This window comes from Mesorhizobium sp. C432A (assembly GCF_030323145.1).
Taxonomy (GTDB): domain Bacteria; phylum Pseudomonadota; class Alphaproteobacteria; order Rhizobiales; family Rhizobiaceae; genus Mesorhizobium.
The window spans coordinates 1,708,345-1,728,738 of record NZ_CP100470.1 but is presented as its reverse complement, the minus strand read 5'-3'; the positions used below and the strand labels follow the sequence as shown (position 1 = coordinate 1,728,738).

Genomic DNA, 20,394 nt, shown 5'->3' with positions numbered 1-20,394 from the left:
ACGATGGCCACAAGCTCGAACGACAATGCTGCCCTTCTCGACATTGCCGGGGTCTCGAAAGCCTTTGGTTCGGTCGAGGTGCTTCGCTCGGTCAGCCTCAAGGTGGACAGGGGCGAGGTGGTCACCGTCATCGGCCCTTCCGGCAGCGGCAAGACCACCCTGCTGCGCTGCGTCAACTTTCTCGAAAGCTACGACTCAGGCTCGATCCGAATCGACGGCAAGGAGGTCGGTTTTCGTGAGGCCGGCGCGCGCCAGCGGCGCAGCGAGCGCGACCTTGCCAATATGCGCGCCGAAACCGGCATGGTGTTCCAGAGCTTCAACCTGTTTCCGCACCTCACCGCCGCCGGCAACATCATGCTCGGCCTCACCAAGGTGCGCGGCAAGAGCAAGGCCGAGGCGCGCCAGATCGCCGAGCATTGGCTGAGCCGCGTCGGCCTGGCCCACAAGGCCGACAGCCTGCCGGCGGAACTCTCCGGGGGCCAGCAGCAGCGCGTCGGCATAGCGCGGGCAGTCGCCATGGAGCCGAAGATCCTGCTGCTCGACGAGATCACCTCCGCGCTCGATCCCGAATTGGTCGGCGAGGTGCTGGCCGTTGTGCGCAGCCTGGCCGAAGACGGCATGACAATGGTGATGGTCACGCACGAGATGGCCTTTGCCCGCGACGCTTCGAGCCGCATTGTCTTCATGGCCGATGGCGGTGTCAGCGGTGTTGGCCCGCCGAAGGAGATCCTTGCCGAAGAGACCACCAATGAGCGCCTGCGCTCTTTCCTGGCGCGGTTCCGCGCCTCGCATTTCTGACATGGGCGGCCCAAAGCAACTCCAGGAAAAGTGTAAGCGGTTTTCCCGGGAAAAGCGCGAAGCGCTTTCCCCTGGGAATTGCGTAAAACAACAGGCCGGCCCAAGGAGAATTCTTCCATGACGCCTTACATCCGGCTCGCCGAGCTCGGCCTGACGCTGCCCGAGCCGCCGACGCCGATCGCCAATTTCGTCACCCATGCGGAAAGCGGCCGGCTGATCTTTCTTTCGGGTCAAGGGCCGCTGCGCGCCGACGGCACGCTGTGCACCGGCAAGGTCGGCGAGGACGTCACCGTCGAGCAGGCCTATGAGCATGCCCGCCTCACCGGCCTCAACCTGCTCGCCGTCATGCACGCCGCCGCCGGCGATCTCGGCCGCATCGTGCGCGTCGTCAAATTGCTCGGCTTCGTCAATGCGACGCCGACCTTCAGCGACCACCCGAAAGTGGTCAATGGCTGCTCGGACCTGTTCGCCAGCGTCTTTGACAAGATCGGCGGCCATGCCCGCTCGGCGATCGGGGTCGGCTCGCTGCCTGGAAACATCACCGTTGAAATCGAAGCGGTCGTCGAGATCGCCGCCTGACCGTCAAGGGATTGCTGAACATGAAAACCTATTCCGACACCGGCTCCAACACCACGATCCGTGAACGGCTGGGACTGCGGCCGATCATCAACGTCTCCGGCACGATGACGACGCTCGGCGCCTCGATCATCGTTCCCGAGGCGATCAGCGCCATGGCCGAGATCGCCTCGCAATGGGTGGAGATGGACGATCTGCAGCGCGCCGCAAGCGTGATCACAGCCCGCCTCACCGGCGGCGAGGCCGGCTTCATCACCGCCTGCTGCGCCTCAGGCATCACAATGGCGATCGCCGGGGCGATGACCGGCACCAATTTGCTGGCGATCGAACGGCTGCCCGACGATACCGAAGGGCTGAAGTCCGAAGTCGTCATCCAGCTCGGCCATATCGTCAATTACGGCGCACCGATCGACCAGTCGATCCGCGTCGCCGGCGCCAAGGTCATTCCGGCCGGCACGGTCAGCGTCACGCAGGATTATCATGTGCGCGAGGCTATCAACGAGCGCACGGCGGCGGCGCTCTACGTCGTGGCGCACCACACCGTGCAATACGGCATGCTTTCCCTTGAGGAATTCTGCGATATCTGCCACGCCAGGGGCGTGCCGGTGATCGTCGACGCGGCTTCCGAATATGACCTGCGCAGCTTCCTGGCGCGCGGCGCCGACATCGTCGTCTACAGCGGCCACAAATTCCTTTCGGGGCCGACCAGCGGCATCGTCGCCGGCCGCAAGGATCTCGTCCGCGCCGCCTATCTGCAAAACCGTGGCGTCGCCCGCGCCATGAAGGTCGGCAAGGAAAGCATCGCCGGCACGATGGCGGCGCTCGAAGCGTGGGAAAAGCGCGACCATGCCGGCATCCGCCAGCGCGAGGAAGCGGCGCTCAATCTATGGAGGGATTCGCTGCAGGGAATACCCGGCATCGTCGCAAACATCATTCCCGACCCGACCGCCAATCCGCTCGACCGGCTGCAGATCTTCGTCTCCCCCGAAAGCCGCTTCAGTGCCGCCGGCCTCGCCTCGGCATTGGCGGCCGGATCGCCGCCCATCATCGTGCGCAACCACGAGGTCGAGCGTGGCCATTTCTTTCTCGACCCCTGCAACCTGCACCCAGGCGAGGCCGAGATCGTCGCCGAACGCCTCCGCGCCGTGCTCACCGCGGCCGACAGGCCGGCGGATGCGATGAGACAGCCGCGAAAGGATTCATCCGGCGCCCTGCGCTGGCCGGACTAGGCTGCGGCGGCCGCCATCCTTGCGGGCCAGCCCGAATTCCGCTAAGGCGCGCCTTTACCGCCGGGAGCATGCGCTTGACCGACCACCGCGCCGACGTCGCCATCATCATGGGCAGCCAGTCCGACTGGGCGACGATGCGCCACGCCGCCGAAACGCTGGAGGCGCTGGGCATTCCGCACAAGCGGCTGATCGTCTCCGCCCACCGCACCCCGGACCGCCTCTATGATTTCGCCAAAGGCGCCAAGGCGGCCGGCTACAAGGTGATCATCGCCGGCGCCGGCGGCGCCGCCCACCTGCCCGGCATGACGGCGGCGATGACGCCGCTGCCGGTGTTCGGCGTGCCGGTCGAATCGAAGGCGCTGTCAGGCCAGGATTCGCTGCTCTCCATCGTCCAGATGCCGGCCGGCATTCCGGTCGGCACGCTTGCCATCGGCAAGGCGGGTGCGGCCAACGCCGCCCTTCTGGCGGCCGCCGTGCTGGCGCTGCACGACGAAAAACTTGCCGCCCGCCTGGATGCCTGGCGCACCGCCCAAACCGCCAGGGTCGCCACCGAACCGACGGACGCGCCGTGAGCCTGCCCGCGGGATCGAGCATCGGCATCATCGGCGGCGGCCAGCTCGGCCGCATGCTGGCTGTTGCCGCAGCGCGCCTCGGCTACCGCACAATTATCCTCGAACCGCAGGCCGATTGCCCGGCGGCTCAGGTCGCCAACCGCCAGATCACCGCCGCCTATGACGATGCGGACGCCCTTGCCGAACTGGCGGCAGTCAGCGCCGTCGTCACCTACGAATTCGAGAATGTGCCGGTGGCGGCCGCCGGCGCACTTGCTGCCAAGGTCCCGGTTTATCCGCCGCCGCGAGCGCTGGAAGTTGCCCAGGATAGGGTGGCGGAGAAGCTATTCCTGAACGGCATCGGCATCAGGACAGCGGATTTCCGCTCCGTCGACAATGACGACGAGCTGACGGCGGCGCTGAGAGAGTTCGGTGGCAGCGGCATCTTGAAAACCCGCCGCATGGGCTATGACGGCAAGGGCCAGCGCGTCTTCCGCAACATGGAGACGGGCGGCTTTGCCGGCACATGCGAGACCATGGGCAATGTGCCGCTGATCCTCGAATCCTTCGTCGCTTTCGAGCGCGAAATCTCGGTCATCGCCGCGCGCGGGTTGGACGGCGCGGTCGCCGCCTATGATCCGGCTGAGAACGTCCACCGCGACGGCATCCTGCATACCTCGACCCTGCCGGCCCAGATCAGGCTGGAGACGGCGGCGACGGCACAGGGGTCGGCAGCGAAAATCCTGGCGGCCCTCGACTATGTCGGCGTCATCGGCGTCGAGTTCTTCGTTCTTGCCGATGGCACGCTGCTGGCCAACGAAATGGCGCCGCGCGTGCACAATTCCGGCCACTGGACGGAAGCCGCCTGCATCGTTTCGCAATTCGAGCAGCATATCCGCGCGATTGCCGGCCTGCCGCTAGGCAACCCTGGCCGGCATTCAAACTGCATCATGGAAAACCTGATCGGCGACGATGTGCTGCGGGTGCCCGCTTTGCTCGCCGAGCCCGATCTGATGCTGCATCTCTACGGCAAGGCGGAAGCGCGCCCAGGCCGCAAGATGGGCCATTTCACGCGCATCAGCCGCCGTAGCTAAGCCATTCCGGCACTTTGCGCGAGGGCCCTATTGCAGCTCGTCGTTCAGATCCCCGTCCTCGTTGGGGCTGGCGCAACTCGCATCGCCTTCCCTACAATTGGCGCCCGCGGTGAGCTGTTTGATGCGCTGGTCCGTCAGTTCGGTCAGGCATTGTGAAACCTCCATCGGATGGATGGAGCCGCCCTCGCTGTCTGTCGTCGTATAGGCGCATTCGGCGTCGCGGAAGGCGATCCAGGCGCGTTGCGCGATCTGCAGCAGCTTCCTGCCCTTGTCGTCGTTGCGACCGACGAGATCCTTGTAGGCCTGGTTGAGCTTGGCATTGGCCGCCCGATAGTCCTCGCCGGCGCAGATGTTCATCATCTGCTGGCTGTCGTCGTTGCGGTCGCATTCCTGCGCCTGCGCGGTGGATGCCGCTGCCATAACGGCAAGGCTCGCGGACACAAACAACAGGCGCATGGAGGTCTCCAAATCGGCTTGCGGGTGCCGCACCATTCCAGCCCGCCTTCAGCCGCGCAATGGCGTGGAGCCGAGATGGCGGATATTTGATGGCCAAAGCCATTCTCGGCCTCTATCCAGCACGCTTGCGGTTGACACGGGCAAGGCTCCTCGTTTATGAGCCACCGCAAGTTCAAAGGCGCGCTTTTCAGGCGCGCCTTAATAATTCGGCCCGGACAGGGCCCAGACCGACGGGCAAGACCATGAAGATCAAGAATTCGCTCAAGGCGCTGAAGGCGCGTCACCGCGACAACCAGCTGGTTCGCCGCAAGGGCCGCGTCTACATCATCAACAAGACCGCTCCGCGCTACAAGGCGCGCCAGGGCTGAGTGTTCGGCCGGGGGCTCGTTGCCTCCGTCCATATGATGGTAATTGCCTGGTTTCAGGCACTTTCACGCTAATTTCAGTTTGACGATCCGCCGTCCGGGGTTAGATTCCGGCGATGCGGATTCTTTTTGCATTTTTGGCGACCCTGTTTCTTTTCGGCGTCGCTCCGGCGTCGGCGGACGATCCGCCGGCAAAGCCGCCGGTTGCCCTGACCAGGGAAGCCAGGCTCGACCAACTGTTTGCCGAGCTGAAGCGCGAGCGCAACGAAAAGGCGGCCGAGCGCATCGCCGGGCGCATCTGGGGCGAATGGTTCCAGTCCGGCAGCGCCTCGATCGACCTGATGATGCAATGGTCGCAAAAGGCGATGGACGACCAGAAGTTCGACGTCGCCCTCGACTTTCTCGACCAGGTCGTCATCCTGCAGCCAAAATATGCCGAAGGCTGGAACCGGCGCGCCACCGTGCATTACATGATGAAGAATTTCGGGAAATCGATGTCCGACATCGACCAGACGCTGCAGCTGGAACCACGCCATTTCGGCGCGCTTTCGGGCCTGGCCCAGATCATGGCCGCCACCGGCCACAAGCAGTCGGCGCTCGAAGCCTGGCAGAAGGTGCTGACTATCTACCCGATGATGCGCAGCGCCCAGGACCAGGTGGCGGCAATTTCGGAAGAGCTTGCCGGCGAAGGAATTTGATTAGGCAGTAGGAATTAGGGATTAGTCAGTAGTCAGTAGTCAGTGGAGAAGATTGGTCGAGACGCCACCTCCCTACTCCCTACTCCCTACTCCCTAGAACTTATCCCCCTCCACCCCCGTATCTCCGCGCATGAACCTCATTTACGCCGCCTGTGCTTTGCTCCTCGCGCTCGTCTTTGCCCTGGCCGGTGTCACCCGCGCCGGCACGTGGCTGATCGAGTGGCGGAACCCGCCGGCCGGCGAATTTGCCGACATCGACGCCACCCGCATCCACTATGTCCACGTGCCGGCGCCACAAAATGCCGAGCTGCCGGCGATCGTCTTCATCCATGGCGCCAGCGCCAACCTCAGGGATCAGATGCTGCCGATCAGGCCTTTGCTCGAAGGCCGCGCCGAGATGGTCTTCCTCGACCGGCCGGGCTTCGGCTGGTCGGCACGCGGCCCCGGTAATGAGAGCCCGTCGGCGCAGGCCGACACCATCGCCAGGCTGATGGACCGTCTCGGCATCCACAATGCGATCATGGTCGGCCATTCCTTTGGCGGCGTGATCACCGCCGCCTTTGGCCGCGAACACCCGGAGAAGACGCTCGGGCTGGTCTTTCTGTCGCCGGTCAGCCACCCCTGGCCGGGCGGCGCGACCGCCTGGTACTACAAGCTGACCGCCACCCCCATCATCGGCTGGCTGTTTTCGGAGACATTGACCTATCCGGCAGGCACGCTGCAGATGGACGGCGCCACGGCCTGCGTGTTTTCTCCCAACAAGGTGCCGGAAGGCTATGTCGGCAATGCCTCGATTCCGCTGGTGCTGCGTCCCGGCGCTTTCCGCGCCAACGCCATCGATGTCGCCGGCCTCTACGACTATACGCTGAAGGCCGCGCCGCATTACCGCGAGATCACAGCGCCGACGATTGTCATCTCGGGCGACCGCGACAAGGTGGTCTATGCCTCGATCCATTCGGTCGGCCTGGTCAGGGACATCCCCGGCGCCGAACTGATCTGGGTCCACAATCTCGGCCACAAGCCGGACTGGATCGCCTCCGACCTCGTCGTCGGCGCGATCGAGAAAGTCGCCGGCAAGGTCGTCGACCTGCAGGCAATGGCAAAAACCGTGGAAGCACGGATCGCCGGCGATGCGTACAATGAGGGGCGATGCCCCGACATCGCCGTGCCCGACGCGGAACTGGCCCCGACCTGATCGCCATGTATGTCCTGAAACACGGTATCAAGAGAAACCCGGAGAAGCGATGGGCGTTGCCGGACCGCATCTTCTTCGGTTATGGCGCGTGCGCCATTCTTGCCGGCGCCTTTCTCGAGCATGCTCCTCTGGAAGGATTTTACGGCGAACGGATTATTCCTGGCGAGGGCTTTTCCGGGAACCATATTTACGCGACCAACGGCCTGATCGCGTTCGACTATCACGGCTATTCCGCCCGCGAGCAGCTTTTGGAACACCACGAGAGGGGCTGGGCGTCGCGCAATCCCGGGTGGCACTGCACGATCGCCACGGTCGATTTCGATCTGCTCGACACAGTCGAACTCAACCGGCGAAAGATGCTGGGTCCGGACCAGTACCTGCACGACCCCGTTCCACGGGCACGCCGCTTCCTTCAGCGTATCGATCACGCCGAAGGTGCGGCAAGAGCGCTGCGGACTGTGACGAGGTCTCAGCCTATGTTGCGGGTGGCCTGCACGTCCGATCCGACATAGGCGATGCGCAGCATGTTGGTCGAACCCGGCGTCCTCAGCGGCACGCCCGCCGTGATGATGACACGGTCGCCCGGCTGGCCGAACCCCTCTTCGAAAGCGATCCGGCAGGCGCGGTCGACCATGTCGTCGAGGTCGCTGGCGTCGGGCGAGACGACGCAATGCGTGCCCCACAAAAGCGACAGCCGCCGCGCCGTGTTGAGGATCGGCGACAGCGCGATGATCGGCACTTGCGGCCGCTCGCGCGCGGCGCGCAGGCCGGTGGTGCCCGACGCCGTATAGGTGATGATCGCCGACAGTTTCAGCGTCTCGGCAATCTCGCGGGCGGCGAGCGAAATGGCGTCGGCGCCGGTTGCTTCCGGTTCCGAGCGCTGCGCGTTGATGATGCCGGCATAGGTCGGGTCGGTTTCGACCTTGGTGGCGATGCGGTTCATCATCGCCACCGCCTCGACCGGATAGGCGCCGGCAGCGGATTCGGCTGAAAGCATGATGGCGTCGGCGCCCTCGAACACGGCGATCGACACGTCGGAGACCTCGGCGCGGGTCGGCACCGGCGCGGTGATCATCGATTCCAGCATTTGCGTGGCGACCACCACCGGCTTGCCGGCGCGGCGCGCGGCGCGCGTGATCTGCTTCTGGATGCCCGGCACGGCTTCGAGCGGCATTTCCACGCCGAGATCGCCGCGGGCGACCATCAGCGCGTCGGAGAGTTCGATGATTTCGGCCAGCCGGGCTACCGCCTGCGGCTTTTCGATCTTGGCCATGATAAGCGCCCGGCCGCGCGCGATCTTGCGGGCTTCCGCCAAATCCTCCGGCCGCTGCACGAACGACAGCGCCACCCAGTCGACGCTTTCCGCCAGCACCGCATCGAGGTCCTTGCGGTCTTTTTCGGTCAGCGCACCGACCGGCAGGTCGGTGTCGGGCAGGCTGACGCCCTTCTTGTCGGAAATGGTGGTGCCGGCGACGACCGCGCAGGTGATCGACTTGCCGTCGCTCTTCACCGCCCTGAGCTCCAGCTTGCCGTCATCGATCAACAGACGGTGGCCGGCCTCGACCGAACTCAGGATTTCGGGATGCGGCAGGTAGACCCGCATCGACGTGCCGGGCTCGGGATTGTTGTCGAGTGTGAAGGTCTGGCCCGGCGTCAGCACCTCCTTGCCGTTGGCGAACTTGCCGACGCGCAGCTTCGGTCCCTGCAAATCGGCCAGGATGCCGATCGGACGGCCGACCTTTTCCTCGACGGCACGGATGCGGCCGACCAGCGTGCGCATCAACTCGTGATCGGTGTGGCTCATATTGATGCGGAAGACATCGGCGCCGGCTTCGAACAGCTTCTGCAGCATCTCCTCGGACGAGGAGGCCGGACCGATGGTGGCGAGGATCTTGACCTTGCGGCTACGTCTCATTGACTGTTTGTTCCCGGGGCGGCTGGAGCGCCTCCCGTTGTGGACTCATCGGTCAGCTGGACCATCCAGCTTGCCTGCTCGCCCGTGTCATATTCCTGGAATCCGGCGCGCTGGAAGCCCCGGGCGACGCAATCGGTAACGCCGGCAATCTTGAATTCTTTTTCGGCCACGCACATGTTGATCGGGCCATCCCAGCGCCCGCCGCGCTCGGCGTCTTCTGCATAAAGATAGTAAAACCTCGATGACAGCGGACCTTCGATCAGCGTCTTGCAGCTCGATCCTTCGATGTGCCACCACCCCTCGGTGATCCAGCCTGCCTTGGCGCGGTAGCCGATGCCGACGCCGACCAGGTTCTGCGTGGCGTTGCAGACGCGGAAATCGGCGCGGGCTGGCGAGGCCGCGACCAGCGCGGTGAGCCCTAGCGTCAGGGTCAGGAGCGGCACGGCAAAGGCGGTGCGCGCACGCGGCCTGCCGGCGGAACCCATCCCGAAACCCCTCAATAACGTCATCTGCATCTCTCAACGCCCCTTTTCGGAAAAGTCCGGGCGCATGTCAACGCGCCGTTCTGTCCAATTCCAATCGATTTAGAAAGGCCCCCGACACGCGATCTGCCGCGCGTGACCGGATTTTCGCAGAAACCGTGGCCAAACAACGGCATTGCGCAACCGTCCTCTTCGTGGGAATGACGATACCACCCTCCCCGGAAGCCAGCGAACAGACCTTTCCAGCCAATGACCCGATCCACAGTTTTCGCGCCTTTCGACATCGTCGAAGGCGACCGCAAGCGAGGCATCGTGCTTGTCGCCGACCATGCCCGCCGCGACCTGCCGGAGGAGTATGGCAGTCTCGGCCTGCCGGCGGCGGAACTCGATCGCCATATTGCCTACGACATCGGTGTCGAGACGGTGACGCGCGAACTGGCGGCGGCGCTCGACGTGCCGGCGGTGATTGCCAATTTTTCGCGGCTGCTGATTGATCCCAATCGCGGCGAGGACGACCCGACGCTGATCCGCCAGCTCTATGACGGCACCGTCGTGCCGGGAAACTACCCTATGGCGCCGCAAGAACGCGAAAGGCGGCTCGACGGCTTCTACCGGCCTTATCAGGACGCGGTCGGCGCCATGATCGCGTCGGTGGCGCACGCCTCAGGCAAAGCACCGTTCATCTTCTCCGTACACTCCTTCACCCCTGTCATGCAGGGCTTCATCCGCCGTTGGCATGTCGGCATATTGTGGGACCTCGACGACCGCGTGGCGCGGCCGCTGATCGACATGCTGGCGCAGGATAAAAACCTCGTCGTCGGCGACAATGAACCCTATGACGGCGCGTTGCGCGGCGACACCATGTTCAAGCACGCCATCGCCAACGGCTTTGCCCATGCGCTGATCGAGATCCGCCAGGACCTGATATCAGACAGCAAGGGGGCGCTGGCCTGGGCGCAACGGCTGGCGCCGATCGTTGACGCCATCGACCGCCGTCCCGATATACATCAGGTGAAGATGTTCGGCTCGCGCACCGGGCCGCTGTGAGGATCCAAGGCAATGACCGAACTCAGCGATGACCAGAAACGCGATTTCGAGGCCGCGGCCTTCCGCCGGCTGGTCGAGCATCTGCGCGAGCGCAGCGATGTGCAAAACATAGACCTGATGAACCTCGCCGGCTTCTGCCGCAACTGCCTGTCGAACTGGTACCGCGAAGCCGCTGAGGCCGAGGGCGTCGATCTCGGCAAGGACCAGTCGCGCGAAATCGTCTACGGCATGCCCTATGCGCAATGGCAGGCGCTGAACCAGACCGAGGCTTCGGACGCCAAGAAAGCGGAGTTAGTGGCAAGACGACCGAGGGATCACTGAAGTAGCGCGCGGTTCACAGGATTGACGTCGGCGGGACAGCGCCCCCCTCTGTCCTGCCGGACATCTCCCCCACTTGGGGGGAGATTGGCCGTCACGCAGGCTCTAGCCAATCGCCAGCGGTGCAAGAATAAGCGAGGCGCCGAAGCCGCCAATCTCCCCACTTGTGGGGGAGATGTCCGGCAGGACAGAGGGGGGCGCGAAGGAACGCTGCCTAACGGTTTCTCCCCTTAGATGTGGCCCACAAGCTTTTCGCAGCCAAGCGCTTGACGAGAAATTGAATCGATCTAATTTGCCGCGCAAAGCCATTCTTTGACCGGATTCGGGCCATGAACGCGCAAGACACCATGCAGAGCGCCCTTCAGGGGCGATGGGCCGTAGCCGCGATCTTCCTCGCCAACGGCTTCCTGACCGGCAGCTGGGCGCCGCAGATTCCGGTGTTCCTGACCCGGCTCGACATCTCGAAATTCACCCTCGGCCTGCTGATCCTTCTGTTCGGCGTCGGCGCGGTCGCGGCCATGAGCTGGTGCGGCCATCTGATCTCCAGGCATGGCTCGCGCACCGTGTTGCGCTGGTTCGGCCTGTGCGGCAGCCTCGGCCTGCTGGTCGTGGCGCTGGCGCCCAACGTGCCGCTGGCGTCGATCGCCATGATCATCTTCGGCGGCTCGATCGACGGCATGGATGTCGCCATGAACGCCAATGCCGTGGTGGTCGAGCGCCGGCTGTCCCGCGCCATCATGTCGTCCTCGCACGGCTTCTGGAGCCTCGGCGGTTTCGCCGGTGGCGGTCTGGGCGGTTACGCCATCCAGACTTACGGCCACCTCGCCCATGCGGCTGTGGTCACGGTCATAGCTTTTGCCGTCATTGCCGTGGCGGTCGGCTACCTCATCGCCGAGGACAAGCCGCAGGCCGCCGAGCATCACAGATTAACGCTGCCGGCCAACCCGCTGGTCTATCTTGTCGGGCTGATGGCGCTGCTGACGATGATTTCCGAGGGCGCCGTGCTCGACTGGGCAGCGCTTTATCTCCGGCAGGAGCTCGGCGCCGACCTCGCCATCGCCGGCCTTGCCTACGCCGCCTTCTCCGGCGTCATGGCTGTCATGCGCTTTTTCGGCGACGGCGTGCGCAACCGCTTCGGCGCGGTGGCCACGCTGCGCGGCTCGGCGGTGGTCGCCGCCGCCGGCATGCTGGTCGCCGGCCTGTCGCCTTCGCCCTGGATCGCCATCGCGGCTTTTGCCCTGTGCGGCTTCGGCATCGCCAATATGGTGCCGATCATCTTCTCGGCCGGCGGCAATCAGGAAGGCATGTCGTCGGGCACCGGCATGAGCGTCGTCACCACCATGGGCTATTCCGGTATATTGGTGGCGCCGTCGGCGATCGGCTTCGTTGCCGAGCATTCGAGCTTCGGGCCGATCTTCGTCGCCATGTCGGGGCTGTTGATCGTCGTGCTTTTGATGGCCGGGCTCGCTCACCGCGCCGAATTCGCGGCCGCCCCCGCCGAATAGCGCTTCAGCTCCTCGTAGAGGAAATCCGCTACGCGGCGGATGCGCACGCTGGTGCGCACGTCGCGATGCATGGCCAGCCACACCGGCAGGCTGGGCAGTGGCAGGCCGAGCAGCAGTTTTCTCCAGCGACGGGTCGCTGTCCGCCAGCGGCTCCTGGCCAAGACCGACGCCGTTTCCCGCCCGCAGCGCTTCCCACAGAACGATCTGGTTGTCGGTCCTGAAGCGGAAACTGCTTCGGGTGACGGGGATGCCGGCCTGGGTAAAGCCCCGGATCATCTCGTCGCTGCGGTCGAAGCCGATCAGCGGATGGTCGAGAAGGTCCGCAGGCTTGAGCGGGCGTCCGTGCCTGTCGAGATAGGATTTCGCCGCGCAGCAGCAGAGCTTGATATCGCAGACCTTGCGCGCCGTCAGCTCGTTCTGCGCCGGCTTGACCATGCGGATGGCGATGTCGGCATCCCTTCGCAGCAGGTTCTCGACCTGGTTCGAGGCGACGATCTCGACCTCGATGCCGGGTTCCTCGATGCCGAGCCGCGCCGTCATCCTCGGCAGCACATAGGCCGCCACCACCTCGCTGGCGGCAATGCGCACCGTGCCTTCGATCGCCTCGACCGAGCCCAATGCCAATAGTGAGAACGCGCTCGCCTGCTCGCTCACCGCTCTGCCGCGTTCGAACAGCGTGGCGCCTGCTTCCGTCAGTGCATAGCCGCGCCGCCCGCGCCGGAACAAGGTGACGCCCAACGCCTGTTCGAGCTCACCGATGTGACGCCCGAGCGTCGGTTGGCTGGCCGACAGTTTGCGCGCCGCGGCCGACAGGCTGCCGGTCTCCGCCACGGTGACGAAACTCTTGATCAGGTTCCAGTCGATGTCTTCCATTCATTTATGAATAACAAATCTGCATCCATAGTCAATTTTCATTCGCGTATGAACGCATCATATTCGCCGTGCAAACACAGACACGGAGAAGAAAAATGACCAAGATCGCAATTCTAGGCGCCAATGGCCGGCTCGGCCGCGTGGTTGGCAAGGCCTTCATCGACGCCGGTTTCGACGTCCGCGCCGTCACCCGCACCGGCAAGGTGCCGGCCGAACTCAAGGGCGCCACCGCCGTCACCGGAGATGCACTCGACCGCGAGGCGCTGATCCGCGCCACGCAGGGTGTCGACATCGTCTTCAACGGTCTCAACCCGATCTACACCGACTGGGGCAAATGCCTGCCGATGGCGGAGAACGTCATGGCCGCCTGCCATGCCAATGGCGCGCTGCAACTTTTCCCCGGCACCGTCTATAATTACGGCTCGCCGATGCCTCAGCTCGTCACGGAAGACACGCCGTTCCGCCCGACCACCGAGAAGGGCCGCATCCGCTGCGCCATGGAAGCGCTGTTTCGCCGCGAGGCCAATGCCGGCCGCGTCCGCACCATCATCCTGCGCGCCGGCGATTTCTTCGGCGGCACCGGCAGCGGATCATGGTTCGACCTCGTCGTCACCGCCAAGATGAACAAGGACGTCTACACAGCGCCTGGCCCCGCCAACCTCGTGCACGAATGGGCCTATTTGCCGGACTTCGCCATCGGCTTCGTCGGCCTGGCGCGTAATCAGGGCAAGCTCGGCTTCTTTGAGACGCTCAACTTCCCCGGCCACGCCGTCACCGACATGGACATCAAGGCCGCGGCCGAGAAGGCGCTTGGCCGCCCGCTGAAACTGACCTTCATGCCCTGGTGGGTGCTGCGCGCCGGCAGCCCGTTCGTGGCGATGTGGCGCGAGATCGTCTCGATGTCCTATCTGCGCTTCGAACCGCACCGGCTCGTGTCCGACCGGCTGGAAGGCATCATCGGCGAAGTCCCGCACACCCCGCTGGACGAGGCCGTGGCCGAGGCCTTGAAGGACATCGGCATCAGCCTCGACCGTGCAAAAGACGCCGCCTAGACAAAATCTCTCGCGGTGCTGGCCCAATCGCTGGAAATCAGCAACCGGATGGTCATTATGAGGAGACTGTTTATAACGGTCGGCGAGATCACCATCACCAAGGGGAGACGATGCGTTACATACGTCCGCTTTCAATCGAAGACGCCGTTGGCCTGCTGGCCGACGCTTCCGGCACATCAGCCATTCTCGCTGGAGGCAGTGACCTCCTCGTTCGGATGAAGGGCGGGTTTGTCAATCCCGACCTGATCGTCGACATCAAGGCGATCGAGGGCTTGAGCGAGATCAGGGAGACGGCCGACGGCTTCAGCATCGGCGCCGCCGTCCCCTGCGCCGTCCTGGGCGAGAGCTCGGTTCTGAAGAAGGCCTGGCCCGGTGTCGTCGAAGCGGCGAAGCTGATCGGCTCCAAGCAGGTCCAGGGCCGCTGCACCATCGTTGGCAATCTGTGCAACGCATCGCCGGCCGCCGACAGCGTCCCGGCCTTGGTGGCCGCCGCCGCAAAGGCCGCGGTTGCCGGTCCCTCGGGCAAGCGCACCATTCCGGTCGAGGCTGTGCCGATCGGGCCTGGCAAGACCTCGCTCACCAAGGGTGAGATCGTCGAGGCGATCCTGCTCGACAAGCGCGCGCCGCGTTCGGGCGACGCCTACCTCAGATTCATTCCGCGCACCGAGATGGACATCGCGGTGGTCAGCGCCGGCGTGAAGCTGACGCTCGACGAGCATGGCGTCATAACAGCCGCCCGCGTCGCGCTGGGCGCCGCGGCCCCGACCGTGCTTCTGGTGGAAGAAGCAGCCGAGGCTCTCATCGGCAGGAAGCTGGATGAGGCGGCACTTGAGCGGCTCGCCAAGATCTGCGCTGGGGCCTGCCGCCCCATCGACGACAAGCGCGGTACCATCGAGTTCAGACGAAAAGTTGCGGGCGTGCTGGCCGGACGGGCCGCGACGACCGCCTACGCACGCGCAGGAGGCAAATGATGGCCGGTGTAGCAGTTTCAACGACAATCAACGGCGATCACGTCGAATACCTTTGCCAGCCCGACGAGACGTTGCTCGACGTCCTGCGCGATCGGCTCGGCCTGACCGGCGCCAAGGAAGGCTGCGGCACGGGCGACTGCGGCGCCTGCTCGATCATTCTCGACAATCGGCTGGTCTGCTCCTGCCTTGTGCTTGGCGCTGAAGCCGAAGGCCGGCATATCGAGACCGTCGAAGGCATGGCGCATGGCGATCAGTTGCATCCGCTGCAGCAGAAATTCCTCGAACACGCAGCCTTGCAATGCGGCATCTGCACGCCGGGCTTCCTGATCGCGGCGAAGGACCTCCTGGCCAAGAACCCCGATCCGACCGAGGAAGAAATCCGCTTCGGCCTCGCCGGAAACCTCTGCCGCTGCACCGGCTACGACAAGATCGTGCGCGCGGTGCAGGATGCGGCCAACGTGATGAAGGGAGCACACGCATGAACTTCGATCCACGCTTTTCGGGCCGCAAATTCTCATCCGTCGGCACGCGGCCTATCCGTCCCGACGGCGTCGACAAGGTGACCGGACGCGCCCGCTACGGCGCCGACTTCAACATGGCTGGACAGCTGGTCGGGCGTGTTCTGCGCAGCCCGCACGCCCACGCGAAAATCCTCAAGATCGACACCTCGAAGGCGGAAAAGCTCCCCGGCGTGAAAGCGGTGATCACCGCCGCCGACCTGCCCGATCTCACCGATGGCGATGCCGCCATGTACGACGTCCTCGACAATTGCATGGCGCGCGGCAAGGCGCTCTATGACGGCCACGCCGTGGCCGCGGTCGCCGCCGTCGATGCCCGCACGGCCAGGCAGGCGCTGAAGCTCATCGAGGTCGAATACGAGCTGTTGCCGCATGTCACCGATGTCGACGAGGCGATGAAGCACACCGCCCCCTTGATCAACGACACCATCTTCACCGAGGGTCTCGAGGAAAAGCCGGTAAAGCCGTCCAACGTCACCAAGCGCAGCCAGTTCGGCCATGGCGATGTCCATCAGGGCTTTGGCCACGCCGATGTCATCGTCGAGCGCTCCTTCAAGACCGAACAGACGCATCAGGGCTATATCGAGCCGCACGCCTGCGTTGCGAGCGTCTCGTCCGACGGCACCGCCGACCTCTGGGTCTGCACGCAGGGCCATTTCGTCTACCGCCAGCATTGCGCGCAACTGCTCGGGCTGGAAGCCTCGAAGCTGCGCGTCACCTCGTCGGAAATCGGCGGCGGCTTCGGCGGCAAGACCCATGTCTGGGCCGAGCCGGTGGCGCTGGCTTTGTCGCGCAAGGCGGGACGGCCGGTGAAGCTCGTCATGACCCGCGACGAGGTGTTCCGCGCCTCGGGTCCGACCAGCGCCACCTCGATCGACGTGAAGATCGGCGCTCGCAAGGACGGCACCATCACCGCCGCCGAAGCGACGCTGCGCTACACCAGCGGTCCCTATGCCGGCACCTGGGCCGAGATCGGCGCCATGACGGCATTCGCCTGCTACAAGCTCGACAACGTCAAGACGGTCGGCTTCGAAGTGCTGGTCAACCGGCCGAAGACCGCGGCCTACCGCGCGCCCTCCGCACCGATGGCGGCTTTCGCGGTGGAAAGTGCCGTCGACGAGCTGGCCAAGGAACTCGGCATGGATCCGGTCGAGTTCCGCATCAAGAACGCCGCGCAGGAAGGCACCAGGTCCTCCTATGGCCCGGTCTACGGCCCGATCGGCATCGGCCCGACGCTGGAGGCGGCCAAGCACCATCCGCACATGAAGGCCCCGCTGGGCAAGAACCAGGGCCGCGGCATGGCTTGCGGCTTCTGGTTCAACTTCGGTGGCCAGACCTGCGTGGACCTGAACATCGGCATGGACGGCTCGGTGTCGCTGGCCGTCGGCACGGTGGACGTAGGCGGTTCGCGCGCGTCGCTGTCGCTGGTGGCGGCGGAGGAGCTCGGCATCGACTATGCCCAGCTCAAGGCGGTGGTCGCCGACACGTCCTCGCTCGGCTACAACGACATGACCGACGGCAGCCGCGGCACCTTCTCGTCCTCGATGGCGACCATCTCGGCCGCCCGCAACGCCATCAAGATCCTGCGTGAGCGCGCCGCCCAGACGTGGGACATCCCCGTCGACGACGTGGTCTGGGAAAACGGCCACGCCATCGCCAAGGGCGAGAAGTACGGCAATCTTGCAGCCCTGTCGCTGAAGGAGATCGCCGCCGCGTCCGGCAAGACCGGCGGGCCGATCGCCGGCCACAGCGAGCTCGTCGCCGACGGCGCCGGCGTCTCCTTCGCCACCCATATATGCGACATCGAGGTCGACCCCGATACCGGCTCGACCAGGGTGATCCGCTACACGGTGATCCAGGATGCCGGCAAGGCGGTGCACCCCACCTATGTCGAGGGCCAGTACCAAGGCGGCGCCGCGCAAGGCATCGGCTGGGCGCTTAACGAGGAGTACATCTACGGAAAGGATGGGCGTCTCCAGAACGCCGGCTTCCTCGACTACCGCATCCCGGTCTGCTCGGACCTGCCGATGATCGACACGCAGATCCTCGAGATACCCAATCCCAACCACCCCTATGGCGTGCGCGGCGTCGGCGAAACCTCGATCGTGCCGCCGCTGGCGGCGATCGCCAACGCGGTTTCGAACGCCGCCGGCGTGCGCATGACCCACATCCCGATGTCGCCGCCACGGGTTCTCGCCGCGATCGAGGCGGAACGGGGAGGCTAGGGCGAAAATGAGGTTCTTGCCCTAATGGTCGAAGTGACGCTCTGGGGCGCGCTGGGCCAGCTCGCCGGCGGCCAGAGCAAGGTCGAGGTCGAGGCCAAGGACATCAGGGAGCTGTTCAGGAAACTGGCTGAACAGTATCCCGGCATCGAGCCCTGGATCGAGAAGGGCATCGCGGTGGCGATCGACGGGACGATTTATCGCGATACGTGGTCGAAGGAACTGCCGCCGGGGGCGGAGATTTTTCTGCTGCCGCGGCTGGCTGGGGGGTGAAGTGGGGTGTCGCCCTACGTCCCAGAGCGGACCGGCATCCTCGGTCTGCGAACTTCAAGTGCAATGTCGGTCCTCGCCTAGATGCCAGTTTTGCTGACCGCGTCTTATCGGCGGCGGGTTGGCCAACAATCCAGAGAACCTGATCCGCTGGATTACTATCGGCAAGGGACATCAGTCCGCACACGGCTCTGAAGTGACTCGAGCGGGTCACCGTTTGACGGACAACACCGGCCCCTTTCTGGAGAGGCCGGCTATCGTTGATCCAGGATCATCAAGCTAGGTTTGGCGCTGAGACGTATCGGAAATTCGTTCGCGCACGGCATGCTCGGTCTTGTCTGCTGTGGACTTCACGATCTCGCCGAGCTGATCGGCTATCGTGTCTGCTTCCATATCTTGCCGGCCAGCTTCCTGCTTGATGGTCTCATAGGCTTCGGCGGCGACCTGCTTGGCCTCATCGAGGCCCCTATTGAGCAAAGTTTCGGCGGAATCGCGAAGCTTGTCGCCATAGGCGCCTAGTTGCTCGTCCTCCGTTGCGGTATGGGGCAGCATTGCACCTATAGCGGCGCCGATGGCGAGACCGACGGCCGCTACGGCCAAGGGTTGGTCCTCCAACAGATCTTGCGCGGAGCGGCTGGCTTTCGCCGCCATGTCCCCAGTCGTCGAGCTTGCATTGGCAGCGCTTCCCGTCAGACCCGCCGCAGCGGCTCTTGCGGTGCTCGATATGGTGTCGCCGACGCTGGTAGCGCTTGAGGAGAGCGATTCCGCGGCGTCGGAGAGCGTGCCGCCCAAACCGCCGCGCTCCCCTGCTACATCATGTCGTCCCGGCGCTGAAGGCAATGGATAGCCAGCCGAACGGTGGGCGGTGTTTGAGGCACCGCTGCCGAACATCAGCCAGGCCAGACCTGCGCCCACCATGGTGACCGGCAAAGGATTGTCTCGGACCTGCGTTCTGAGATTGCTGAGCATGGCCGCGCTCTCCCCTCCCGAGAACAGCCCGGTGAACTCATCCAGCAATTGTCCCGGCGTCATCTTGCCTCGAATGGATTCGGCGGTCTCCATCACCCGGGCGCGCGCCCCCTCGGCCTCGCGTTCAAGTTCGGCTGCGGATTTCTCTTTCATCTCACCTGTTCCTTAATCGCGCTCGCGTCGCGCTTCAGCTGTCCCTGGGTCCGGTCGGGGGTAAGTTCCGAAGGCGCCATGCTGGCCGTCCCGGTCCGCAGCAGGATGACGCCGAGGACCGCCACGACCACACCGACCAGCAGGGAAGACCACCCCGCGCCAAGCCCTGCCCGCGTCAGTGCGATAATGAGCGCCTGCAGCAACACCAAGAGCGCGGCGAGCAGGCAAATCGCGCCGCCCAGCACTTCCGCGGCACCTGCTCCGGCTTTGGTAAGCTTTTCAGAGAGCTCGGCCCGAAACAGCCTCGCCTCGGTTTGCACCAGAGTGGTTACATTCTGGGCCAAATCGGTGACTAGCCCGGCAAGGCTGGGATTGTCCTGGTTGTTCATCTGTCCTGCTCCGCGATCTGCGTGGCGCCATCATCGCCGACCACGCCAAAATCTTGTGGACGATCAGCGGACCAACCCTGTGGCTGATCGGTGTGTGATCTGAGGCCTCCCGGAGCGGCCTCAGAATCGGGCGTTGCCGGCGGAGAAGCCTTGATGAACCGCCCGAGAGCCAATCCGGCCAACACCGATCCCGCAAGCAGGACACCGGGATTTTGCCGGCCGAAGGACTGCACGTCATCAAGGACTTGGCTAAAGGGCTTCTGTTTCAAGGACGATGAAAGCCGCTCAAGGCCACTGGCAGCATCCAAAGCGAATTTCGATGCGTTCCTTTCATCGTTGCTGGCAAGGTGATCGCTGGCCGCTCGCAGTGCACCACCCAACGCCGCCAAGCTCGATCCGATGTCGCGCTGCGCCTCCTCCGCCTTGTCGGAGATGACCTGCGTGGCTTCAGATGCATAGTCGCCAGCCTTACGGGTCACCTCGTCCCGCGCGTCGTGAAGCAACTCGCTGGCACGCTCATTTTCCTGGCGAAGTCTGTCGGAGACGTCGCTTTTCGCCTTGTCGAAATCGGTGGGCTGTCCGCCCTGATCGTTCTCATGCTGCATGAGGCCACCTAGTGAAAACCGAGGAAGGAGAGGACCGCGAGCACGACAACGATAAGGCCGATAAGATAGATGACACTGTTCATGTGCACGTCCTCCGTAGCTTTCCAACTTCGACGAACCTGCGATGTTCCGTAAGTGAGAGC

General features: G+C 64.5%; 23 protein-coding genes and 1 pseudogene. 17 read left to right on the top strand and 7 right to left on the bottom strand.

Annotated elements, in window-relative coordinates:
* Nucleotides 1–3: 3 nt before the first annotated feature.
* The 5 genes from NLY33_RS08285 (at nt 4) to NLY33_RS08265 (ending at nt 4,248) form a co-directional block, all read left to right on the top strand.
* Nucleotides 4–798: an amino acid ABC transporter ATP-binding protein gene (locus tag NLY33_RS08285; RefSeq protein ID WP_023708580.1), complete on the top strand. Its 795-nt coding sequence runs from the start codon at nt 4–6 to the stop codon at nt 796–798.
* Nucleotides 799–915: 117 nt separating this feature from the next.
* The gene (locus tag NLY33_RS08280) at nt 916–1,377 is read left to right on the top strand and encodes a RidA family protein (protein WP_023673109.1); all 462 of its coding nucleotides are present in this window, start codon (nt 916–918) and stop codon (nt 1,375–1,377) included.
* A gap of 20 nt (nt 1,378–1,397) precedes the next feature.
* On the top strand, nt 1,398–2,603 hold the full coding sequence (locus NLY33_RS08275) for an aminotransferase class V-fold PLP-dependent enzyme (RefSeq protein ID WP_031196080.1): 1,206 nt from the start codon (nt 1,398–1,400) through the stop codon (nt 2,601–2,603).
* A 74-nt stretch (nt 2,604–2,677) separates the two neighbouring features.
* Nucleotides 2,678–3,175: a 5-(carboxyamino)imidazole ribonucleotide mutase gene (gene purE, locus NLY33_RS08270; RefSeq protein ID WP_023708578.1), complete on the top strand. Its 498-nt coding sequence runs from the start codon at nt 2,678–2,680 to the stop codon at nt 3,173–3,175.
* On the top strand, nt 3,172–4,248 hold the full coding sequence (locus NLY33_RS08265; RefSeq protein ID WP_023702776.1) for a 5-(carboxyamino)imidazole ribonucleotide synthase: 1,077 nt from the start codon (nt 3,172–3,174) through the stop codon (nt 4,246–4,248). The genes purE and NLY33_RS08265 overlap by 4 nt, the downstream gene beginning before the upstream one ends.
* A gap of 27 nt (nt 4,249–4,275) precedes the next feature.
* On the opposite strand, the gene NLY33_RS08260 is transcribed toward NLY33_RS08265, so the two are convergent.
* The gene (locus NLY33_RS08260) at nt 4,276–4,704 is read right to left on the bottom strand and encodes a lysozyme inhibitor LprI family protein (RefSeq protein ID WP_023708577.1); all 429 of its coding nucleotides are present in this window, start codon (nt 4,702–4,704) and stop codon (nt 4,276–4,278) included.
* 242 nt (nt 4,705–4,946) lie between these two features.
* Between NLY33_RS08260 and ykgO the strand changes: the two genes are divergently transcribed.
* From ykgO to NLY33_RS08240, 4 genes are all read left to right on the top strand, one after another.
* Nucleotides 4,947–5,072, top strand: a complete 126-nt coding sequence (gene ykgO, locus NLY33_RS08255; RefSeq protein ID WP_006327841.1) for a type B 50S ribosomal protein L36 — start codon at nt 4,947–4,949, stop codon at nt 5,070–5,072.
* Nucleotides 5,073–5,185: 113 nt separating this feature from the next.
* On the top strand, nt 5,186–5,767 hold the full coding sequence (locus tag NLY33_RS08250; RefSeq protein ID WP_023684032.1) for a tetratricopeptide repeat protein: 582 nt from the start codon (nt 5,186–5,188) through the stop codon (nt 5,765–5,767).
* Nucleotides 5,768–5,897: 130 nt separating this feature from the next.
* A complete protein-coding gene (locus NLY33_RS08245; RefSeq protein ID WP_023708576.1) occupies nt 5,898–6,962 on the top strand; it encodes an alpha/beta fold hydrolase in 1,065 nt (354 codons plus the stop codon).
* A 5-nt stretch (nt 6,963–6,967) separates the two neighbouring features.
* The gene (locus NLY33_RS08240) at nt 6,968–7,474 is read left to right on the top strand and encodes a hypothetical protein (RefSeq protein WP_023708575.1); all 507 of its coding nucleotides are present in this window, start codon (nt 6,968–6,970) and stop codon (nt 7,472–7,474) included.
* On the opposite strand, the gene pyk is transcribed toward NLY33_RS08240, so the two are convergent.
* Both pyk and NLY33_RS08230 read right to left on the bottom strand, forming a co-directional pair.
* The gene (pyk, locus tag NLY33_RS08235; protein ID WP_023708574.1) at nt 7,432–8,877 is read right to left on the bottom strand and encodes a pyruvate kinase; all 1,446 of its coding nucleotides are present in this window, start codon (nt 8,875–8,877) and stop codon (nt 7,432–7,434) included. The two genes, NLY33_RS08240 and pyk, sit on opposite strands and share 43 nt — an antisense overlap.
* Complete coding sequence (locus tag NLY33_RS08230) at nt 8,874–9,362, bottom strand: DUF1036 domain-containing protein (protein WP_023673118.1); 489 nt, start codon at nt 9,360–9,362, stop codon at nt 8,874–8,876. Before NLY33_RS08230 ends, pyk begins: the two co-directional genes overlap by 4 nt.
* A gap of 246 nt (nt 9,363–9,608) precedes the next feature.
* On the opposite strand from NLY33_RS08230, the gene NLY33_RS08225 reads away from it, so the two are divergent.
* From NLY33_RS08225 to NLY33_RS08215, 3 genes are all read left to right on the top strand, one after another.
* Nucleotides 9,609–10,406, top strand: coding sequence for an N-formylglutamate amidohydrolase (locus NLY33_RS08225; protein ID WP_023708573.1), 798 nt, complete (start codon nt 9,609–9,611; stop codon nt 10,404–10,406).
* Nucleotides 10,407–10,418: 12 nt separating this feature from the next.
* Nucleotides 10,419–10,727, top strand: coding sequence for a DUF1244 domain-containing protein (locus tag NLY33_RS08220; RefSeq protein WP_023708572.1), 309 nt, complete (start codon nt 10,419–10,421; stop codon nt 10,725–10,727).
* 326 nt (nt 10,728–11,053) lie between these two features.
* The gene (locus NLY33_RS08215; RefSeq protein ID WP_023708571.1) at nt 11,054–12,229 is read left to right on the top strand and encodes an MFS transporter; all 1,176 of its coding nucleotides are present in this window, start codon (nt 11,054–11,056) and stop codon (nt 12,227–12,229) included.
* 108 nt (nt 12,230–12,337) lie between these two features.
* Here the strand turns inward: NLY33_RS08215 and NLY33_RS08210 are convergent.
* Nucleotides 12,338–13,102, bottom strand: a pseudogene (locus NLY33_RS08210) (LysR family transcriptional regulator); the annotation flags it as partial.
* A 95-nt stretch (nt 13,103–13,197) separates the two neighbouring features.
* On the opposite strand from NLY33_RS08210, the gene NLY33_RS08205 reads away from it, so the two are divergent.
* The 5 genes from NLY33_RS08205 to NLY33_RS08185 all read left to right on the top strand — a co-directional run bounded on the left by NLY33_RS08205 (nt 13,198) and on the right by NLY33_RS08185 (nt 18,138).
* On the top strand, nt 13,198–14,154 hold the full coding sequence (locus tag NLY33_RS08205; protein WP_023708569.1) for an SDR family oxidoreductase: 957 nt from the start codon (nt 13,198–13,200) through the stop codon (nt 14,152–14,154).
* A 110-nt stretch (nt 14,155–14,264) separates the two neighbouring features.
* On the top strand, nt 14,265–15,125 hold the full coding sequence (locus NLY33_RS08200) for an FAD binding domain-containing protein (protein ID WP_023708567.1): 861 nt from the start codon (nt 14,265–14,267) through the stop codon (nt 15,123–15,125).
* Nucleotides 15,125–15,607, top strand: coding sequence for a (2Fe-2S)-binding protein (locus NLY33_RS08195; protein ID WP_023684040.1), 483 nt, complete (start codon nt 15,125–15,127; stop codon nt 15,605–15,607). The genes NLY33_RS08200 and NLY33_RS08195 overlap by 1 nt, the downstream gene beginning before the upstream one ends.
* Entirely contained in the window at nt 15,604–17,868 is a 2,265-nt protein-coding gene (locus tag NLY33_RS08190; RefSeq protein WP_023708566.1) for a xanthine dehydrogenase family protein molybdopterin-binding subunit, read from the top strand. The genes NLY33_RS08195 and NLY33_RS08190 overlap by 4 nt, the downstream gene beginning before the upstream one ends.
* A gap of 24 nt (nt 17,869–17,892) precedes the next feature.
* Entirely contained in the window at nt 17,893–18,138 is a 246-nt protein-coding gene (locus tag NLY33_RS08185) for a MoaD/ThiS family protein (RefSeq protein ID WP_023684042.1), read from the top strand.
* A 276-nt stretch (nt 18,139–18,414) separates the two neighbouring features.
* Here the strand turns inward: NLY33_RS08185 and NLY33_RS08180 are convergent, their stop codons facing one another.
* From NLY33_RS08180 to NLY33_RS08170, 3 genes are read right to left on the bottom strand one after another with little or no spacing between them, the layout of a single operon-like run.
* Nucleotides 18,415–19,257 carry a hypothetical protein gene (locus tag NLY33_RS08180; protein WP_023708565.1) on the bottom strand — a complete coding sequence of 281 codons (843 nt, stop codon included), beginning with the start codon at nt 19,255–19,257 and terminating at the stop codon, nt 18,415–18,417.
* Nucleotides 19,254–19,646 (bottom strand): phage holin family protein, encoded by a 393-nt coding sequence (locus tag NLY33_RS08175; protein ID WP_023693628.1) that lies wholly within the window; start codon nt 19,644–19,646, stop codon nt 19,254–19,256. Before NLY33_RS08175 ends, NLY33_RS08180 begins: the two co-directional genes overlap by 4 nt.
* Nucleotides 19,643–20,251 (bottom strand): hypothetical protein, encoded by a 609-nt coding sequence (locus NLY33_RS08170; protein WP_023696785.1) that lies wholly within the window; start codon nt 20,249–20,251, stop codon nt 19,643–19,645. Before NLY33_RS08170 ends, NLY33_RS08175 begins: the two co-directional genes overlap by 4 nt.
* Between the last annotated feature and the right edge of the window lie 143 nt (nt 20,252–20,394).

What these genes read in the sequence shown, in the direction of transcription:
- NLY33_RS08285 (WP_023708580.1), top strand. Translation starts at nt 4, where the DNA reads ATGGCCACAAGCTCGAACGACAATGCTGCCCTTCTCGACATTGCCGGG.
- NLY33_RS08280 (WP_023673109.1), top strand. Translation starts at nt 916, where the DNA reads ATGACGCCTTACATCCGGCTCGCCGAGCTCGGCCTGACGCTGCCCGAG.
- NLY33_RS08275 (WP_031196080.1), top strand. Translation starts at nt 1,398, where the DNA reads ATGAAAACCTATTCCGACACCGGCTCCAACACCACGATCCGTGAACGG.
- NLY33_RS08260 (WP_023708577.1), bottom strand. Translation starts at nt 4,704, where the DNA reads ATGCGCCTGTTGTTTGTGTCCGCGAGCCTTGCCGTTATGGCAGCGGCA.
- ykgO (WP_006327841.1), top strand. Translation starts at nt 4,947, where the DNA reads ATGAAGATCAAGAATTCGCTCAAGGCGCTGAAGGCGCGTCACCGCGAC.
- NLY33_RS08250 (WP_023684032.1), top strand. Translation starts at nt 5,186, where the DNA reads ATGCGGATTCTTTTTGCATTTTTGGCGACCCTGTTTCTTTTCGGCGTC.
- NLY33_RS08245 (WP_023708576.1), top strand. Translation starts at nt 5,898, where the DNA reads ATGAACCTCATTTACGCCGCCTGTGCTTTGCTCCTCGCGCTCGTCTTT.
- NLY33_RS08240 (WP_023708575.1), top strand. Translation starts at nt 6,968, where the DNA reads ATGTATGTCCTGAAACACGGTATCAAGAGAAACCCGGAGAAGCGATGG.
- pyk (WP_023708574.1), bottom strand. Translation starts at nt 8,877, where the DNA reads ATGAGACGTAGCCGCAAGGTCAAGATCCTCGCCACCATCGGTCCGGCC.
- NLY33_RS08230 (WP_023673118.1), bottom strand. Translation starts at nt 9,362, where the DNA reads ATGGGTTCCGCCGGCAGGCCGCGTGCGCGCACCGCCTTTGCCGTGCCG.
- NLY33_RS08225 (WP_023708573.1), top strand. Translation starts at nt 9,609, where the DNA reads ATGACCCGATCCACAGTTTTCGCGCCTTTCGACATCGTCGAAGGCGAC.
- NLY33_RS08220 (WP_023708572.1), top strand. Translation starts at nt 10,419, where the DNA reads ATGACCGAACTCAGCGATGACCAGAAACGCGATTTCGAGGCCGCGGCC.
- NLY33_RS08215 (WP_023708571.1), top strand. Translation starts at nt 11,054, where the DNA reads ATGAACGCGCAAGACACCATGCAGAGCGCCCTTCAGGGGCGATGGGCC.
- NLY33_RS08205 (WP_023708569.1), top strand. Translation starts at nt 13,198, where the DNA reads ATGACCAAGATCGCAATTCTAGGCGCCAATGGCCGGCTCGGCCGCGTG.
- NLY33_RS08200 (WP_023708567.1), top strand. Translation starts at nt 14,265, where the DNA reads ATGCGTTACATACGTCCGCTTTCAATCGAAGACGCCGTTGGCCTGCTG.
- NLY33_RS08195 (WP_023684040.1), top strand. Translation starts at nt 15,125, where the DNA reads ATGGCCGGTGTAGCAGTTTCAACGACAATCAACGGCGATCACGTCGAA.
- NLY33_RS08190 (WP_023708566.1), top strand. Translation starts at nt 15,604, where the DNA reads ATGAACTTCGATCCACGCTTTTCGGGCCGCAAATTCTCATCCGTCGGC.
- NLY33_RS08185 (WP_023684042.1), top strand. Translation starts at nt 17,893, where the DNA reads ATGGTCGAAGTGACGCTCTGGGGCGCGCTGGGCCAGCTCGCCGGCGGC.
- NLY33_RS08180 (WP_023708565.1), bottom strand. Translation starts at nt 19,257, where the DNA reads ATGAAAGAGAAATCCGCAGCCGAACTTGAACGCGAGGCCGAGGGGGCG.
- NLY33_RS08175 (WP_023693628.1), bottom strand. Translation starts at nt 19,646, where the DNA reads ATGAACAACCAGGACAATCCCAGCCTTGCCGGGCTAGTCACCGATTTG.
- NLY33_RS08170 (WP_023696785.1), bottom strand. Translation starts at nt 20,251, where the DNA reads ATGCAGCATGAGAACGATCAGGGCGGACAGCCCACCGATTTCGACAAG.